The organism is Fusobacterium sp. (assembly GCF_032477075.1).
In the GTDB taxonomy this organism is placed as follows: domain Bacteria; phylum Fusobacteriota; class Fusobacteriia; order Fusobacteriales; family Fusobacteriaceae; genus Fusobacterium_A.
Window position 1 is genome coordinate 1 of the sequence record NZ_JAWDXO010000038.1, and the last position, 18,261, is coordinate 18,261.

The 18,261-nt window shown below is 23.8% G+C and carries 16 protein-coding genes and 1 pseudogene; all 17 read left to right on the forward strand.

Annotated features, from left to right (window positions below; genetic code table 11):
- Positions 1-139: pseudogene (locus E6771_RS13145) on the forward strand (dTDP-glucose 4,6-dehydratase); the annotation flags it as partial.
- A 340-nt stretch (positions 140-479) separates the two neighbouring features.
- Complete coding sequence (locus E6771_RS13150; RefSeq protein WP_316091797.1) at positions 480-1,604, forward strand: glycosyltransferase family 9 protein; 1,125 nt, start codon at positions 480-482, stop codon at positions 1,602-1,604.
- The gene (locus tag E6771_RS13155) at positions 1,585-2,736 is read left to right on the forward strand and encodes a glycosyltransferase (protein WP_316091798.1); all 1,152 of its coding nucleotides are present in this window, start codon (positions 1,585-1,587) and stop codon (positions 2,734-2,736) included. The genes E6771_RS13150 and E6771_RS13155 overlap by 20 nt, the downstream gene beginning before the upstream one ends.
- Complete coding sequence (locus E6771_RS13160; protein WP_316091799.1) at positions 2,729-3,490, forward strand: polysaccharide deacetylase family protein; 762 nt, start codon at positions 2,729-2,731, stop codon at positions 3,488-3,490. Before E6771_RS13155 ends, E6771_RS13160 begins: the two co-directional genes overlap by 8 nt.
- 17 nt (positions 3,491-3,507) lie before the next feature.
- A complete protein-coding gene (locus E6771_RS13165; RefSeq protein ID WP_316091800.1) occupies positions 3,508-4,371 on the forward strand; it encodes a glycosyltransferase in 864 nt (287 codons plus the stop codon).
- A 46-nt stretch (positions 4,372-4,417) separates the two neighbouring features.
- Positions 4,418-5,149 carry a glycosyltransferase family 32 protein gene (locus E6771_RS13170; RefSeq protein WP_316091801.1) on the forward strand — a complete coding sequence of 244 codons (732 nt, stop codon included), beginning with the start codon at positions 4,418-4,420 and terminating at the stop codon, positions 5,147-5,149.
- Between the two features lie 10 nt (positions 5,150-5,159).
- The gene (locus E6771_RS13175) at positions 5,160-5,882 is read left to right on the forward strand and encodes a lipopolysaccharide core heptose(II) kinase RfaY (RefSeq protein ID WP_316091802.1); all 723 of its coding nucleotides are present in this window, start codon (positions 5,160-5,162) and stop codon (positions 5,880-5,882) included.
- Between the two features lie 22 nt (positions 5,883-5,904).
- On the forward strand, positions 5,905-7,005 hold the full coding sequence (locus E6771_RS13180; protein ID WP_316091803.1) for a polysaccharide deacetylase family protein: 1,101 nt from the start codon (positions 5,905-5,907) through the stop codon (positions 7,003-7,005).
- Between the two features lie 360 nt (positions 7,006-7,365).
- Positions 7,366-8,481 (forward strand): glycosyltransferase family 9 protein, encoded by a 1,116-nt coding sequence (locus E6771_RS13185; protein ID WP_316091804.1) that lies wholly within the window; start codon positions 7,366-7,368, stop codon positions 8,479-8,481.
- A 101-nt stretch (positions 8,482-8,582) separates the two neighbouring features.
- A complete protein-coding gene (locus tag E6771_RS13190; RefSeq protein WP_316091805.1) occupies positions 8,583-9,770 on the forward strand; it encodes a glycosyltransferase in 1,188 nt (395 codons plus the stop codon).
- Between the two features lie 17 nt (positions 9,771-9,787).
- A complete protein-coding gene (locus E6771_RS13195) occupies positions 9,788-10,537 on the forward strand; it encodes a lipopolysaccharide core heptose(II) kinase RfaY (RefSeq protein ID WP_316091806.1) in 750 nt (249 codons plus the stop codon).
- Between the two features lie 53 nt (positions 10,538-10,590).
- Positions 10,591-12,000, forward strand: coding sequence for an O-antigen ligase family protein (locus tag E6771_RS13200; RefSeq protein WP_316091807.1), 1,410 nt, complete (start codon positions 10,591-10,593; stop codon positions 11,998-12,000).
- A 451-nt stretch (positions 12,001-12,451) separates the two neighbouring features.
- Positions 12,452-14,608: a nucleoside-diphosphate sugar epimerase/dehydratase gene (locus tag E6771_RS13205; RefSeq protein WP_316091808.1), complete on the forward strand. Its 2,157-nt coding sequence runs from the start codon at positions 12,452-12,454 to the stop codon at positions 14,606-14,608.
- A gap of 27 nt (positions 14,609-14,635) precedes the next feature.
- Positions 14,636-15,799 carry a LegC family aminotransferase gene (locus E6771_RS13210; RefSeq protein ID WP_410054676.1) on the forward strand — a complete coding sequence of 388 codons (1,164 nt, stop codon included), beginning with the start codon at positions 14,636-14,638 and terminating at the stop codon, positions 15,797-15,799.
- Positions 15,800-16,405 (forward strand): sugar transferase, encoded by a 606-nt coding sequence (locus tag E6771_RS13215; RefSeq protein WP_316091810.1) that lies wholly within the window; start codon positions 15,800-15,802, stop codon positions 16,403-16,405. It abuts the gene before it with no gap.
- A 3-nt stretch (positions 16,406-16,408) separates the two neighbouring features.
- Positions 16,409-17,038 (forward strand): acetyltransferase, encoded by a 630-nt coding sequence (locus E6771_RS13220; protein WP_316091811.1) that lies wholly within the window; start codon positions 16,409-16,411, stop codon positions 17,036-17,038.
- A gap of 16 nt (positions 17,039-17,054) precedes the next feature.
- Positions 17,055-18,254 (forward strand): glycosyltransferase family 4 protein, encoded by a 1,200-nt coding sequence (locus tag E6771_RS13225; RefSeq protein WP_316091812.1) that lies wholly within the window; start codon positions 17,055-17,057, stop codon positions 18,252-18,254.
- Positions 18,255-18,261: the final 7 nt, after the last annotated feature.

Genomic DNA, 18,261 nt, shown 5'->3' on the forward strand with positions numbered 1-18,261 from the left:
AAGATATGCAATAGACCCAGAGAAGATAGTAACAGAATTAGGCTGGTATCCAGAGACATCATTTGATGAAGGGATAGAAAAAACAATAAGATGGTATCTGGATAATCAGGAATGGATAGAGAAAGTTTTAAATAAATAGAGAAAATAGAATATTTAATTTAAGAAAAGAGATTGGGATAAAACCAGTCTCTTTTTTTATTTTTTAGAACATAATTTCAATATAAATATGCTGCTAGAAGACATTAAAATTAATTTTAAAGAAAATTATAAGTATATAATACATTGGAACAATGAAATATTTTTTAGATAAAATTTTTAATTTTAAAGATTATTAACAAACAAATTATAAAAGTATATTAAATTTAAAAAGTAGAAAAAAATAATTATATAATGTATAATTTTATTTATAAAACATTTTTTATTATCTTTAAAAGTAAATAAAATATAATATTGATTTATATAAAATCTTTGGGGGAATTATGCTAAGAAAATTAAATAGAATATTTCAAGACTATATGCGAGAAAAAAGATTAAAGGTTGGGAGATATATTTGGGATAGAAAAAGAAATAAGGAAAAAATAAAAATAGGAAACTTTATTGAAAAAAATAATATAAAAAAGATATTATTTATGAGATATGATGGAAAAATAGGGGATATGGTAATAAATACTTTAATGTTTAGAGAAATAAAGAAAAAATATCCATATATAAAAATAGGGGTAGTGACAGAAGAAGGAGCAAAGGCTATAATAAAAAACAATTCAAATATAGATAAAATATATGATTATAAAAAAAATATAAAGAAATTAGCTTTAAAAATAGCAAATGAGAAATATGATTTATTGATAGATTTTTCAGAAATGTTGAGAGTAAATCAAATGATGCTTATAAATCTATGTAAAGCAAGATTTAATATGGGACTAAATAGAGAAGAATGGAAATTATTTGATATATCTATAAAAAGTGGAATAGATTTTAAATGGACAGATCATATAACAGAAAGATATTCAGCATATTTAAAAAAATTAGGGTTTAAAGAGAATGAAATAGATAAAAAATATGATATTTATATTGAAGAAACAGAAAAATATAAAGAATTTTTTAAAGAAATAAAAGAAAAAAAAGTAGTAGTATTGAATCCTTATGGAGCAAGTAAACATAAAAGTTTTACTTTAGAGACATTGAATAAAATAATAAATCATTTAAAAACTAAAGATATGGGAGTAATTTTAATATACTTTGGTGATAAATATAAAGAACTGAATAAATTAAAAATAATTAATGAAAATGTATATATTCCAGAAAATATAGAAACGATACAAGACAGTATATATTTGATAAAAAGATCAGATTTGGTAATAACACCAGATACATCAATAGTTCATATAGCTTCAGCTTTAAATAAAGCTAATATATCAGTATACCCTCCAAAAGGAGGAAAATATGAAGTAGATCATTTAGTATGGGCACCAAAAACAAAAGAAACAAAAATAATATTCTGTAAAGATAAGATAAGTCAGTATGACGAAATAGATATAAATACATTTGATTTTGAAGAGATGAAGAAAGTGATTGGAGAAAATAATGAAAAGAATACTATTTAAAAGTGGAAGTACCATGATGGGGGGATTAGAAAGAGTTCAATGTGAATATATTAACTTTTTAGTTGATGAAGGGTTTGATATAAAAGTTGTTATTGAAAATGACAATGGAAATGAAAATATTTTAGAAAAAGAAATAAAAACAAAAGTAGAATATTTGAAAAATTATGAATATATATCACAAATAAGAAAAATTAGAGAAAATAGAAAAAAAAGTTTTTTTTTAAGAGTAAAGTATGCAATAGCATTATTTAATGAAAAAAGATATGCAGATAAAAAATTTTTAGAAATATATAAAGAATTTAAACCAGATATTGTAATAGATTTTGATTCTAGTCTTACAAAAATTATAAAAGAGCTAAAGATATCAAAGAATTTAGTATGGGTACATAGTTCAGTAGAAAATTGGAAAAAGAAAAAAAATAAAATAAAGAGATTTACAAAGAGATTAGAATATTATAATAAAATAATATGTATATGCCAAGAAATGGAAGAAGATTTATTAAAATTAAATAATAATTTACTAGGAAAGAGTGAATATATATACAATCCAATTGATTTTGAAAAAATAAAAATATTATCTGATGCTCCTTTTCATGAGGAAGAGAAAAAATTGGTAAAAGAAAAATTTCTTTTGATGGTATCAAGATTAGATATAATTCCAAAAGATTTTGAAACATTATTTTCAGCATTTGATATTGCAAAAGAAAAAGGATATGAAGGAAGATTATATCTTATTGGTGATGGACCAGATAAGGAAAAAGTAGAAAAAATGAGGGAAAATTTCAAATATAAAGAAGAAATCCTTTTATTAGGTAGAAAACAAAATCCATATAATTGGATGAAAAAAGCAGACAAATTGATACTCTCTTCAAGATATGAAGGCTTTTCAGTTGTGCTTTTAGAAGGAATTGTACTAAATGGAAAAGTGATAAGTTCTAACTGTAAAGTTGGTCCAAAAGAAATATTGGCAGATGGAAGAGGAAAACTTTTTGAAGTTGGAGATATTGTTGAACTTAGTAAAAATATATTAAAAAATTTTGACTTAAATTTTGAAGAGAATTTTTTAGAAAAATTTAATAGAAAGGCGATTTTTGAAAAGTTTTTGAGAATTTTGGAGGAAATAAATGATTAAAATATTTGACTATTTTTTTAAAAAAGAAATACCAATATTAATGTATCATAGACTTATTGATGCTAAGAAAGATATAGGAGTTCATATTATATATTATGATGTTAATAAATTTGAGGAACAATTGATTTACTTAAAAGAAAAAGGATTTAAGACAATTACTTTTAAAGATTTAAAAAATATAACAGAAGAAGATAAAAAAAAGGAAAAATATATTATCTTAACATTTGATGATGGATATAAAGATAATTTTGAACTTTTATTTCCACTATTGAAAAAATATAATATGAAAGCTGTAATATATATGGTGTCACATTTAGAAGATAACAGATGGGATATAGAAGAAACAGGAGAAAAAAGATTTGAACTTATGAATTCAAATCAGATATTGGAAATGCATAAATCTGGGTTAGTAGAATTTGGTGGTCATACTATGCATCATGTAAAATTAAATAAACTTGATCCAGAAAAACAAAAAGAAGAAATAGAAGGAAATAAAATATATTTAGAAAAACTTTTAAATGAAAAATTAGTATCTTTTGCATATCCTTTTGGACTTTTTAATAATGAATCTAAAAAAATAGTAAAAGAATTAGGATATAGCTATGGAATAGCAACTGATTCAGGAGCTTTTTACATAAATAATGACTTATATGAAATCAGAAGAATAGGAATATTTTCAGATATAACAATGAGTAAGTTTAAGAGAAGAATAAAAGGAAATTATAATTTGAAAAAATGCAATAATCTAAAATAAAGAGGTAGGAGAAAAAAGTGGAAGAAAAAATAAGTCTTATAGTAACTCTATATAATCGTTTAGAATATGCAAGAAATATGATTTTAGCTCTTCAGCAGCAAACAAAGCAGATAGATGAACTTATTTTTGCTGATGATGGGTCAAGTGAAGATGTCTATGAATATATAAAAGATTTATTGCAAGAATGCAAATTTAAAATAAAATATGTATATCAGCAAGATATAGGATTTAGATTGGCAGCTTCAAGAAACAATGGGGCAAGAATAGCTGAAAATGAGTACCTTATTTTTTTAGATCAAGATGTTGTATTTGATAATGATTTTATTCAAAGAATATATGAGGTAAGAAAGAGAAAAAGAATAATTTTTTCAGAAGCTTTAGGAAGTTCAGAAGAAGAAAAAGAAAAAATTCAAAAAATAATAAATGAGAAATATGATTATGAAAAGATATATAAGATAATGCCAAAAGAGAAGAAATTAGAACAGGATAGTTTTGTGGAAAAAGAAAGATTATATAATATTCTGTATAAATTAAAATTAAGGACAAGAGGAGCTAAAATTGTAGGACTTATTTTTTCTTTATATAAAAAAGATTATATAGCAGTAAATGGATTTGATGAAAATTATGTAGGTTGGGGGCATGAAGATGATGATTTTGGAAATAGATTTTTTAAATATGGAGGTAAAACATATTCTTTTAAATTTGAAAAGTATCCAATTCATATGTATCATAAATCAGCTTCTCCAAAAGATGGAAGTGTAAATGAAAATTATTATAGAAAAATAAAAAAAGAAATTTCTAAGTCAAATTACAAATGTGAATATGGATTTAATAATCGTAAAGATAAGGATGAGATTAAGTTAAAACATATAAAAAAGTAAAAAATAGACTAATAGGGATAAAATGATTAAAACATGGAGAAGAACAATGATAGAGAAGAAAATTCACTATATTTGGTTTGGAAAAGATAAACCTGAAAAAGTATTAAAATGTCTAGAGAGTTGGAGAAAAATTTTACCAGAATATGAAATTATTGAGTGGAATGAAAAAAGTTTTAATTTAGAAAATGAAATGAAAAAATGCAGATTTTTAAGAGAATGCTATAAAAGAAAATTATGGGCTTTTCTATCAGATTATGCTCGTTTGAAAGTATTATATCAATATGGAGGGATATATCTTGATACAGATATGGAAATAATAAAAAAATTAGATGATCTTTTGGAAACAGATTTTTTTACTGGATATGAAGATGATGAAATAATAAGTTTTGGAATTTTAGGTTGTATACCTCAACATAAAATAATAAAAAAAATGTTAAATTTTTATAATAACAAAATATGGAGTTCAAATATGTACATAATAACAAATATATTAACAGAAACTTTAAAAGAAGAATATGGCAATAAACTTTTTGAAGCATCTAATATAAAGATACATGCAAAAGAATATTTTTATCCATATAACCATGATGAAGAATTTACAGAAAAATGTTTAACAGAAAATACTTATGGAATTCATTGGTGGGATAAAAGTTGGGGGAAAAATCCAAAGGTATATTTTTTGAAGTACAAGCATCTACCATGGTGGAAAAAATATCCAAAGCATTTGTGCAAATTAATAAATGTTTATTCTAAAAAATATTTTACTAAGAAAGTTTGAAGGTAAAAATATGAAGAAGTTAAAAAAGGAAGTATTTAGAGGATATAATATGTATTTTTTAGAAGAGGAATATAAAATATTGGCTGAAAAAATAATCAGAAAAGAATTTAAAGAAATAGAGAAAATAAAAGATACAAAAAGAAATTATGTTTCTTTAATAGAAATAGATGGAATTAAATATATATATAAAGAACCAAGAAATGAGTTTAGAATTCCTCAAAGACAATTTATGAGTTTATTTAAAAAAGGGGAAGCTTTGAATACATTGATTAATGTAAATAAATTGATTGATATGGGATTTGAAGAATTTGTAAAACCTTTAACAGCAGTTAATATTAGAAAAAAAGGAATGATAAATTTTTCTTTTTTTGTAATGGAATATGTACATGGAGAAGAAGACAGAAGATATTTAGATGATATAGTAAACAAAATGGAGAAAATACATGAAAAAGGATATTATCATGGAGATTTTAATCCAGGGAATTTTTTAATATCTAATGAGAAAATAAAGATACTAGATACCCAAGGGAAAAAAATGGGATTGACAAAATACAGGGCACATTATGATATGATAACAATGCAGTATGATTCTTATGAAGAAATGAAATATCCGTATAAAAAAGATATTGTATATTACTGGGCGTATTTCATAAAAAGGTTTAAAAGGCTCCCAATTATAGAAAAAATAGGAAAAATAAAGAAAAAACTGAGAGATAAAGGGTGGAAAATTTAAATTAAAAAGAAAGGAAATATTTATGAATATATTTTGGATATTTCAAGAGAAAAATGAAAATATAGATAATGTAAATAATAATATCTATTATTCAGAAAATAGCAGAGTAAATTTTAAAAATAATAATTTAATGAATTTTTTTAAACAATATAAATATGTAAACAAACTAAAAAAAGAAAAGGAAATAAAGATAATATATGTTAATTCTTTAAAAAGAATCAGCTCACTTCATTTTTTTTCTTTTTTTAATAAAATACCAGTAGTTTATAAGATAAAAGAAAAAAAAGATATAGAGAAAGAGCTGCAACATAAAATAATCTATTGTCAAAGAAAAGATATACCAGTATTAATGTATCATAGAGTGGTAGAAACTGAAGAAGAAAAAGGATATTACGATACATTTGTAACTAAAGAGAATTTTGAAAAACAAATGAAATATTTGAAAGATAACAATTATGAACCTATCTTTTTTAAAGATATAAAAAATGGAGAGTATAAAAATAGATTTAATAAAAGGCATATAATAATAACATTTGATGATGGTTATAAAGATAATCATAAAATAGTATTACCAATTCTAAAAAAATATAATTTTAAAATTGTACTTTTTCTTATTACAGACTGTGACTATAATAAATGGGATGTAGAAGCTGAAGGAAGAGAAAAAGAAAAAAGATTTTCTTTAATGAATAAAGAAGAAGTTCAAGAACTTATAAGATCAGAATTGGTAGAAATAGGAGGACATACAAGCAGCCATCTAGATATGCCTTTTACAGAGAAGGTCAATTTAAAAGAAGATTTAATTTTTTCTAAAGAAAAATTAGAAAAATTAGCAGGAGAGAAATTAGTATCTTTTGCTTATCCTTGGGGAAAGAATGATGATAATTCAAAAAAGTTGATAAAAGAATTAGGATATAAATTTGCAGTATCAACAGAAAGTGGAACAGCATGCTTTTCAGATGATTTATATGAAATACAAAGAATAGGAATATATTCTAAAGATGATATAGATAAGTTTAAAGAAAAAATAAGTGGCAGATATCTTTTTAAAAGAGAAAAAAGAAATGAAATGAAGAAAATAAGAAATAAATTCAGAAAAATGTTAGGTATAAAGGAAAAATAGATGATAAAAAATTAAATAATTAATGAAAGAAGAGATTGGTTTTACACCAATCTCTTCTTTATTCTTTGAAACACAATTTCAACATAAATATATTGCTGAAAGAGTTTAAAATTAATTTTAAAGATTATTATTGATATACGATGTTATCTTTTTATTGTGACTAATTTAAAAAATATAAAATAATTTTTAAATTAAAATAATTAATTTTAAAGAATATTTATTACAATATTTAAAATGTATGATAAATTTAAAAAGTAGAAAAAAACAATGATATAATGTATAATTTTATTTGAAAAATATTTTTTATTATCTTTAAAAGTAAATAAAATATAAAAATATTTATATATTTTTGGGGGAATTATGTTGCGGAAACTAAATAGAGTATTTCAAGATTATATGCGAGAAAAAAGATTGAAGATAGGAAAATATATATGGGATAGAAAGATGGAGAAGGAAGAAATAAAATCAGGAAACTTTATTGAGAAGAATAATATAAAAAAAATACTATTTATGAGATATGATGGAAAAATAGGCGATATGGTGATAAATACTTTAATGTTTAGAGAAATAAAGAAGAGATATCCAGATATAGAAATAGGAGTACTAACAAAAGGTGGAGCTAGGGCAGTAATAGAAAATAATCCAAATGTAGATAAAATATATGAGTATAAAAAAGATAGAAAAAATACAAAAGAATTGGCATTAAAAATAGCAGAAGAAAAATATGATTTATTAATAGATTTTTCAGAAATGTTAAGAATAAATCAGATGATGCTTATAAATTTATGTAAAGCAAGATTTAATATGGGATTAAATAAAGAAAATTGGAATATGTTTGATATATCCTATACAAAACCTATAGGTCATATTCATATAACAGAATTATATAAAAATGTTTTAGAAAAATTAGGGATAGGAGATATAGATATAAATTATGAATTATTTTTTACTGAGCAGCAAAAAAGCAAGGTTGATAAATTACTAGAAGAATTAAGTCATAAAAAAATAGTTGTATTTAATCCATTTGCAGCAAGTAAACATAGAGATATAAATTTAGAAAATATAGTAAAAATAGGAAAGATAATTCTTGAAGATAAGGATAATAGATTAATTTTTATAGGAGAAAAAAGAAGAAAGAGGGAACTTGAAAAAATAATAAAAGAATTAGGAAATAATGCTTTTTTTCCAGAGTGTAAAGATATAATGGAAACTTCATATTTAATAAGTAAAGCAGATTTAGTAATAACCCCAGATACCTCAATAGTTCATATAGCAGCAGCTTTTAAAAGAAAATTGGTAGCAATATATAGATTAGATAATAAAAGAGAAAATGAAACAAATAGATATTTATGGGGACCTAATTATGAGGAAGCAGTGCAAATATTTTCTAGAGATTTTAAAGTTAAAGACGGGGAAGAACCAAATATTAATAAGTTTGATATAAAGGAACTAAAAAAAGAAATAAAAAAATATTAAAAATTATAGAGGATAAGATGGGGAAAATTGAACTATGCAATAAAATAAAATCAGTAAGAAATTTAATAATGAAGAAACAAAAAATATAATGGAAGGTATAGATGAAAAAGAAAGTAATATTTAGAAGTGGAAGTTTAAGAATGGGAGGACTAGAAAGAGTATTAATAGAAGTTCTTCAGACAATTGATAGAGAAAAATTTGATATTTATCTTATAATAGATGATGATTGTGGAAAAGAAAATATATTTGAAAAAGATATACCAAAAGATATAAGGTATTTTTTTCTTAAACCAGAGAAATTGATAAGAGAAACAGAGAAATATAAAGCAAAAAAGAAAAATATTGTATATAAATTGATGTATAATTTAATGATGGAAAAAGAAAATAGAATTATGTATAAAAATATGCAGAAAGTATTAAAAGAGCTTGGAGAAATAGATGTAATAGTAGATTTTGATGGAGGTGCATCAAAATATATAGAAAAGTTGGATATTACGAAGAAAATAGTATGGATACATAACTCTATACCTAATTTAAAGAAAAAAGAAAGTAAAATACAAAGATTTGGGAAAAGATTAGAAAAATATGATAAAGTAGTGGCTATATGTGATGAAATGAAAGAAGAGCTAGAAAATATATATCCAAATTTAAGTGGGAAAGTAAGTAGAATATATAATCCATTTAATTTTGAAAGAATAGAAAAATTAATGGATGATAAGAGTGAATTAAGAGAAGAGCAGATGAAAATGCTTATTGAGAATTATTGTATTGCAATCTCAAGGTTAGATACTATTCAAAAAGATTATGAGACTCTTTTAAAAAGTTTTAAAATATTAAAAAGTAAAGGAATACAACAAAAGTTATATATAATAGGTGATGGTCCTTCTAAAAAGACAATTGAAAATTGGATAAAAGAATATCAATTAGAAGATTTAGTATTTTTATTAGGAAGAATGAAAAATCCCTATGTATGGTTAAAAAATTCTAATTTTTTTATACACAGTTCAAAGTTTGAAGGATTTGGTCTAGTATTAGTTGAAGCTGGATATTCAGGAAAAGCAGTGATTTCTTCAAAATGTCCAGTAGGACCAAGGGATATTTTAAAAGATGGTGAATGTGGAATACTATTTGAAGTTGGAAATTCTAAAGAACTTGCTGAGAACATTGAAAAGCTTTTAAAAGATAAAGAATTGAAAAAAAAATATGAAGATTTAATAAAAGAGAGAGTAAGAGAATTTGACAGTAAAAATATAATAAAAGAATATGAAAAATTAATAGAAGAAATTTAGAATAGAGGATAATTGAAATGATAAAAAATAAAAAATATAAAGAATATAATATATATTATCCAGAAGAAGAAATATTCTATGAAGAACTAGGAAAAAGAATAATTGATAAAGAGTTTAAGGAATCAGAAGTGTATAAAAATACTGAGAGAAATTATGTAGCTAAAATAGAAATAAAAGGAGAAAAATATATATTAAAATCTCCTAAATCAGAAACGATAATCCCTCAAAGAAGAATACAGACTTTCATAAAAAATGGAGAAGCATTAAATACATTGATAAATGTTAGAGAAAGAATAAAAGAAGGAATGAAAGAATATGCAGTTCCATTTTTAGTCATTGTAAAGAAAAATATTTTTATAAAAGAAAGTTACATATTAATGGAATGTATAGAGGGAGAGTCAATAAAGAGTACTGCAGATATAGATAAAATAATGGAAATAGTTAATAAATTACACAAAGAAAAAATATATCATGGAGATTTAAATACTTCAAACTTTATAAAAACAAAAAATGGGGTAAGGATAATAGATACACAAGGAAAGCAAGAAAGGTTTTTTCATTTTAAAAGATGGAATGATATTTTTATAATGGAGAATGATTTACTAGTAATAGAAAAAGAATATGAAGTAGAAGAAAAATATTATAAAAAGAATAAAGACATATCATATTATATGATTTTAGTTGTAAGAAAAATAAAAAAGTTAAAATTTGTAGAATGGATAAAATCAAAGAAGAAAGAATTAAGAAAAAAAGGTTGGAGAATATAAAATAATTAATTTCTTTGAGATAGTTAAGAAATAATAAAATAAAGGTGGAAAATATGGTTGCTCTAAAAAATAATAAATTTTTAAATGAATTTAATATAATTGAATTAATCTCAATGATTATTTTAATTATTTTATTTATTTGTGTAGATGATAGAAAAATAATAATAGGAATCCCTTTTCTTGTAATAATTCTATATGGAATGTTAAAAAATAAAAATAAAAGAGAAGTGGTTAATCATAATTTAGGAATATTAGGAGCAATACTATTTGTTTTTGGACTATCATTTAGTGAATATTCAGGTAATAGAGGAAATATTTTAATGATAATCAGTTTTTTAATTAATGTTTTTTATTATAAAAATAGGAAAATAGAATTTGGATACAAAAAAGTAATGTATATGTTTATTTTAATTCTTTTTTTAGGGATAATTTGGACTTGTTTTTCTTATGATGGATTACATAGTGTTGGAAGATTCATAAATGTTAATAAAAGATTTATAGACATGTTCTTACTAATAAATATTATTAAAGAAAAAAGAGAGTTTTTAATATTAGAAAAAGTTTTTTTATTTTGTGGTGGATTAGTTGGAGGTTATTATGTATATGATTATATACGAAATTTAAAAACTCTCTCCACAAACTTAGAATATAGGTTTGAAGGTTTTAAAAATATAGCATATTCGGCAGGTTTATTAATGATGATTTCATTATATGTTTTTGGAGTAATATGGAATATTAAAACTATGGAAGAATTGAAAAGAAAATATTATTATTTTATAGTATTATTTTTATCTTTGAGTGGATTGTTATTAACTAAAACAAGAGCAGCAATTTTAGGGTTTTTAGCAGGAATAGCATTTATAGTAATAATGAAATTTAGTATAAAAAGATTGTTATTAATACTATTAGCTACAACTATTATTTTTATAATTCTTCCTAAGTCAATTAAATATAGAGTAACTAATATAACAATAAAAAAAGATACTGAAAATATAAATAAAGTTTCTGATAATTTTAGAAGAATAATGTGGAAAGGGAGCATATACACTTGGGAAAATAATAAAATATTTGGAGCAGGAGCCAGAGGAACTAAATATTGGGTTCAAAAATATGCTGATGAAAATACAGATAGAGATGGAAATATTCTTCCAGGAATAAAAAGAGAAAATTTTAATTTTGGAGAAGCTCATAGTATATACTTAAATATGTTAGCAGAAATGGGAGTCTTTTCAATATTATATTTTATACAATTTTTTATATTTATTCCAATATTAATTTTAAAGAATTTAAGGAATTTAGAGAATATAGGAGAAAAATTAGGAGCTTCTTCTGCTATTGTAGGTTATTATGTATATGGAATAGTATGGAGTATTTGGGGATATTATGGAACAATTCAAAGTATTTTTCAATTTATGCTTTTTATTTTAATATTCTATTATACTAAAATTGAAAAAGATAAATAAAAATTTTAGAAAAAAGAAATATACAAATTAAATGTTACTTATATGTTTTAGAATTAAAGATAACAAATAAATAAAATTATATTTAAATTAAAAAGAGATCATATTTTATATATGATCTCTTTTTTATTCTTTAAAACACATATTTAACATATTTGTATTACAAAAAAACTTAGAATATGTTGTTAAAGAGTAAATATAAGAAGTAATTTAAATTTTTATAAAAAAGAAAAAATCTATTTAAAAGTAAAAATTAATTTTAAAGAATATTATAGTAATTTTTATAGTTTTCATATTTATATTTTATATATAATAATGTAGAAAAAAAATAAATAATGATGTATAATTTAGTTTGAAAACTATAATTTTGTGCTTAAAAAGTTGAAATAAAAGAAAAAAATGAATTTTAAATAAATTAAAAAATGATGCAAAAAAGTCTTGGGAGGATTTCATTATGGAAAGAAAAAAAATAAGTATCATAGGAATAACATATATAGTTTTGTTATTTATAGTTTATGAAATGATGCTTAGAATAACAGGATTTAGCATTAATACTGCTGTTTATGGGTTATTTGCTATCTTAGTTTTTTTCTATTCTGTAACTGGAAATTTAAGTTTTAGAGAAGAAGAAGTTAATTATAATACTGTATTTATAAATAGTTTTATATTTGGAATATTTTTTATGTTTTATAAGACTCTTACAATTTTTATAGTATTTATTGTATTTTCACTTTTTCAGTTATTTATTTATAGATTAATAATGAAGTTTAAAGAAAAAAATAAAAATGGTACTCCTAGAATAATAAATGAAAGAAGTCTCATAAAATTTGGGATAGATTCCTTAGGAATAATTTTAGGGATGATAGGGGCTTTCATGTCACGATATGGCTTAGCTTGGGAAAATAAACTGGAATCAGAATATATATTCACATATCTAGGAATATTCTTGATTGGATACTTTTATACAAGAATGAATGATAGGAGCTGGAGTTATACAAATATATTGGATGTTTTGAACCTTATTTTTTTAAATAGTATTTCAACAATTGTTTTTCTAGTAATCATATATACAAGAATAATTGATTATCCAGTTTCTACAGTTTTAGTTTCATTGATTTTATCTATTTCATTTCAATTATTTTGTAGATACTTATTTAGATTGAAAAGGTTTTATAGAAGTAAAAATAAAGGATTGATACCAGAAGAAAGGGTTTTAGTGTATGGGGCAGGAGAAGCAGGAGCGATATTAGCTCAAGAATCGATGACAAATCCCATTTTTCCATATCATATAGTTGGATTTTTAGATGATGATCCAAAGAAAAAAGATACATATATATACAATATAAAAGTTTTAGGAAATAAGGAAAATTTAGAAGAAGTTATTAAAAAAGAAAAAGTATCAGAAGTCCTTTTAGCATTGCCATCTCTTCATAGTTCGGAGATGAGGAATATTGTGGATAGAATTAAATCAGTTGGAAATGTGGAAATAAAAACTGTTCCAACTATAGCAGAAATATTAGAAAATAGAGAATTAGCTTCTCAATTAAGAAAAGTAAAAATTGAAGATTTGTTAGGAAGAGATGAAATAGTAATAAATGATGGAAATATCAGAAATTTAATAGAGGGAAAGGTTATTTTTGTTACTGGTGGTGCAGGAAGTATAGGTTCTGAACTTTCAAGACAAATAGCCAGATATTCTCCTAAACAACTGATAAATATAGATATCAATGAAAATTCAATATATTTTCTTGAACTTGAAATGAAGAGAAGATATCCAAATCTTGAATTGATATCTGAAATATGTAATGTAAGAGAGAAAGAAAAACTTGAAATACTTTTTAAAAAATATAGACCAAATATAGTATTTCATGCAGCAGCGCATAAACATGTACCTTTAATGGAGCATAATCCAGAAGAAGCTATAAAAAATAATATATTTGGAACTAAAAATGTAGCAGAATGTGCAGATAAATACAGAGCAGAAAAAATGGTCCTTATCTCAACAGATAAAGCAGTAAATCCAACAAATATCATGGGAGCTAGTAAAAGAGCATGTGAACTTGTAATTCAGCATATGAATAAAATTTCTAAAAATACAAAATATATGGCAGTAAGATTTGGAAATGTATTAGGAAGTAATGGATCAGTTATACCAATATTTAGAAAATTATTAGAGGAAGGTAAAAATCTTACGCTAACTCATAAAGATATAACAAGATATTTTATGACAATACCAGAAGCAGCACAGTTAGTAATAGAAGCAGGCTCATTGGGAAATGGAGGAGAGATATTTATTCTTGACATGGGAAAACCAGTGAAAATTTATGATCTTGCCCAGACAATGATAAAACTTTCAAATTCAGATGTAGAAATAGATGTAGTAGGACTTAGACCAGGAGAAAAACTCTTTGAAGAACTTCTTTATGATGTTAATTCTGCAATTAAGACAGAAAATAAGAAAATCTTTATAACAAAAATAGAAGATGGGGAAGTGGATATAACACAGTTTTTTGAAAGCTTATGGAGAGCAGGACAGCATGCAGATGTAGATGAAATTAAAAATATAATGAAGAAATTAGTTGTTTCATACAAAGAAATTACATATTTGTAAAAGGGAGGAGATTTTATGGAAAAAAGTATTATAGGGTTATCAGTTCCAAATTTAACTGTAGAACCAATATTGAGTAATTTGAAAGAATGTTTGGAAAGTGGTTGGGTTTCTACTGGGGGAAGATTTATCAGTGAATTTGAAGGAAAGATAGCAAAATATGTCAAAATGAAAGAAGCAGTAGGAATACAGAGTGGAACAGCAGGACTTCATACAGCATTGAGAGTTTTAGGAGTAGAAAGTGATCAAGAGGTAATAGCTCCAACTCTTACTTTTATTGCAGCAGTGAATCCAATTACATATTTGGGAGCTAAACCAGTTTTTATTGATTGTGATGATACTTTATGTATGGATCCAGTAAAATTAGAAAAATTTTGCAAAGAGGAATGTGAAATAAAAAATGAGAAACTTTATAATAAAAAAACTGGAAAAAATATAAAAGTAATTTTAGTTGTTCATGTATTTGGAAATATGGCAGACATGGAAAAAATAATGGATATTGCTGCAAAATATAAATTAAAAGTACTGGAAGATGCAACAGAAGCATTAGGGACTTATTATACTTCTGGAAGATATGAAGGAAAATTTGCAGGAACAATTGGAGAAATAGGTGTTTATTCTTTTAATGCTAATAAGATAATTACTACTGGAGGAGGAGGAATGGTTGTTTCAAACAATCAAGATCTTTTAGATAAAGTAAGATTTTTATCTGTTCAAGCAAAGACAGATCCATTGTATTTTATTCATGATGAAATAGGATACAACTATAGAATGCTTAATTTACAAGCAGCTTTAGGAACAGAACAAATAGATAAATTAGAAGATTTTATAAGAACTAAAATAACCAATTTTGAATTATATAAAAAATCTGTGTCAGAAATAGAAGGACTTGATTTATTGCCTTTTAATCAAGGAATAAGGGCTAATCATTGGTTTTATTCTCTAGTAGTAGATAAAGAAAAATATGGATTAAATAAAGATGAATTATTAATAAAACTTAATGAAGTTGGGATTCAATCAAGACCTATATGGGGACTAATTCATCAACAGAAACCATTTATAAAAAATGAGGCATATATGATGGAAAAGTCAGTTTACTATATAGATAAAGTACTTAATATTCCATGTAGTACAAATTTAGCAACAGAAGATGTAAAAATAGTTATAAATAGGCTTAAGGAGTTTGGAAAATAAATGTATAGAAAATTTTTTAAAAGATTATTAGATTTATTTTGCTCAATAGGTTTCATACTTTGTTTTTGGTGGTTATACATTATTCTTGGAATAATGATAAAAATTAAACTAGGCTCACCTGTGCTTTTTAAACAAAAGAGACCTGGAAAAAATGGGGAAATATTTACTATGTATAAATTTAGAAGTATGATAAATCAAAAAAATAATGGAGAAAAACTTCTTTCAGATGAAGATAGACTTCCTAAATTTGGAAAATTATTAAGAAGTACAAGTCTTGATGAAATACCTGAATTCTTTAATGTGCTAAAAGGAGATATGAGCTTAATAGGGCCAAGACCTCTTTTAGTGGAATATTTAACAAGGTATACAAAAGAACAAAATAGAAGACATGAAGTAAGACCTGGAATAACAGGATGGGCGCAGGTTAATGGTAGAAATGCTATTTCATGGGATGAAAAATTTAAATTAGATATAGAATATGTTGATAAATATGGATTTATATTAGATATAAAAATAATATTTCTTACTTTAAAAAAGATTTTTATAAGAGAAGGAATAACACAAAAAGGTAGTGCAACTATGGAGGAATTCTTAGGAAGTGAATAAAAAATGAAAGATATAGTTATTATAGGAGCAGGGGGATTTGCAAGAGAGATTGCGTGGCTTATAGAAGAAATAAATAAAAAAAAATTACAATGGAATCTTTTAGGTTTTATAGATGATAATTATAAAAATATTGAAAAAAATCTGAATGGGTATAGAGTAATTGGAGATGTTGATTGCCTGAAAAATATGAAAAAGGATATTTATTCAATTATAGCGATTGGAAATGGAAAAACAAGAAAAAAAATAATTGAAAAATTAAAAGACAGAAAATTTGGAGTATTAGTTCATCCAAATGTAAGTATTTCTAAATCTGTATCTATTGAGGAAGGAAGTATAATTTGTTCAGGAAACATTTTGACTGTAAATATAAATATTGGGAAACATGTGATTGTAAATTTAGATTGTACTATAGGTCATGATGCTAAAATTGAAAATTTTTCAACACTCCTTCCAGGAGTAAATCTTTCTGGAGAAACGATTATTGGAGAGTGTAGTACTTTAGGAACAGGAAGTGCTATTATTCAAGGAATAAAAATAGGTAAAAATGTTATGATAGGGGCTGGAGCAGTAGTAATTAGAGATATTGTAGATAATAGTACAGCAGTAGGTAATCCAGCTAGGGCAATAAAATAGAATTTTAGGAGCTTTAATGAAAATATTATTCTTATTATTAAATTATAAAAAAAATGATGATAATTTATACAAGGAGTTAGTGGAAGAGTTTAAGAATCAAGGTCAAGAAGTTTATGTAGCAACAATTTTAGAAAAAAAATATAAGAAGAATACGATTTTAGAAGTAGAAAATGGTATAAACATTTTAAGAATAAAAACTGGAAACCTTTTTGAAGTAGGAATAATAGAGAAAGGATTAACTACTTTAACCTTAGGGAATACTTTTAAAAGGAATATAAAAAATTATTATGGAGATATTAAATTTGATATAGTAATTCATCATACTCCGCCAATAACATTTACTTCTGTTATTGAATGGTTGAAGAAAAAGTATGGGACAAGTTCTTATCTTATTTTAAGAGATATTTTTCCTCAAAATGCTAAAGATTTAGGAATAATAAAAAATAAGTTTCTTTTTAATTTTTTTAGAAATAAAGAAAAAAAATTGTATGAAGTTTCTGATTATATAGGATGTATGTCAAATGGAAATATTGAATTTTTAAAAAGAAATAATAAAGAAATAGGAATAAAAAAACTTCATATTTTAAGAAATTGGGGAAAATTAAAAGAAAAACCTAAAGTTGATTTTTTAGATATGAGAAAAAAATATAATTATAAAGATAAAGATTTTTTAATTGTATTTGGAGGAAATATGGGTGTTCCTCAGGGATTAAATTTTTTACTGGAAGTAGCAGAAAAATGTAAAAACTCTAAAGATATTAAATTTTTACTCATAGGAAAAGGAACAGAAAAGAAAAAATTAGAAAATATAGTTATAGATAAAAAATTGGAAAATGTGAAGTTTATAGATTTTATTCCAAGAGAAGAATATGAAAAACTGATATCAGTTTGCGATGTTGGAATAGTAAGCCTTCATTCTTGTTTTACAATTCCAAATATTCCTTCCAAAACAATAGATTATTTTAAGCTGGGGATTCCAATAATTTCATTTACTGATAAAAATACAGATTATCCTCTTATTTTAGAAGATGAAGCTAAAGCAGGTATAGCAAATATATATGGAGATATGGAAAATGTAATTAAATCAATAAATATTTTAAAAAAAGAAAAAGAATTAAAAAAGCAATTAGGAAATAATGGAAGAAAATATTATGAGGAATATTTAGGAGTAGATAAGGCATATAAAACAATAATGGATACAATAAAAAAAGATTAAGGAGATA